This is a genomic window from Pseudomonas sp. C321 (assembly GCF_055407105.1).
In genome coordinates this window covers 1-778 of record NZ_JBUZRB010000032.1, presented here as the reverse complement: position 1 = coordinate 778, position 778 = coordinate 1, and the positions used below count along the sequence as shown (strand labels likewise).

Here is a 778-nt window from a genome sequence, read left to right as displayed (position 1 = left end):
TTCCAACACCATTACCCAAGTGGTCAGCGGCGGCGACAAGTACGAAAAACTCACCGTCAGCGACAAGCCGGCGGGCACCACCGTTATCGATACTGAAACTCCGTCGACCATCAAACTGACCGCCTCCGGTGAAGTCAGCGAAGGCGGCCAGGTCACTTACACCGCCACGCTGAGCCACGCAGCCGGCAGCCCAATGACCGTTACCTTGAGCAATGGCGCGAAAATCACCATTGAACAAGGCAAGTTCTCGGGCGAAACGAAATTCGACGCTCCAACTGATGACGTCTTCAAAGATGAAAGCACCGTCTCGGCCACCATCAAGCCCGACGGCATCGTCGGCGGTAGCTTTGAGAAACTGGAAATTGTCGGCGGCGCAGCGGACACCCTCGTCAAAGACACCATCGACGAAGTCACTGTTTCGCTCCACGCCACCCCAAGCATCAGCGAAGGCGGCGAAATCACCTACACCGCGTCTTTGCTGGGCAAAGACGGCAAGCCGGTTCTAAACCTCGGCTCCGATCTGGTCGTAAAACTGGCCAATGGCGAAACTATCACCATCGCCAACAACGCTTCGTCGGGCACCGCAACCATCACTGTTCCGGCGGACGTTTACGTTAATCCCGCGATCTCCAACACCATTACCCAAGTGGTCAGCGGCGGCGACAAGTACGAAAAACTTACCGTCAGCGACAAGCCGGCGGGCACCACCGTTATCGATACTGAAACCCCGTCGACTATCAAGTTGACTGCATCGGGCGAAGTTAACGAAGGTGGCCAA

The 778-nt window shown here is 56.7% G+C and carries 1 protein-coding gene; it reads left to right on the top strand.

What is annotated here, in order from left to right; all coding sequences use genetic code 11:
- Positions 1-778: immunoglobulin-like domain-containing protein (locus ACZRJ6_RS26225; protein ID WP_463970666.1), on the top strand; the 778-nt coding region annotated here is incomplete at both ends.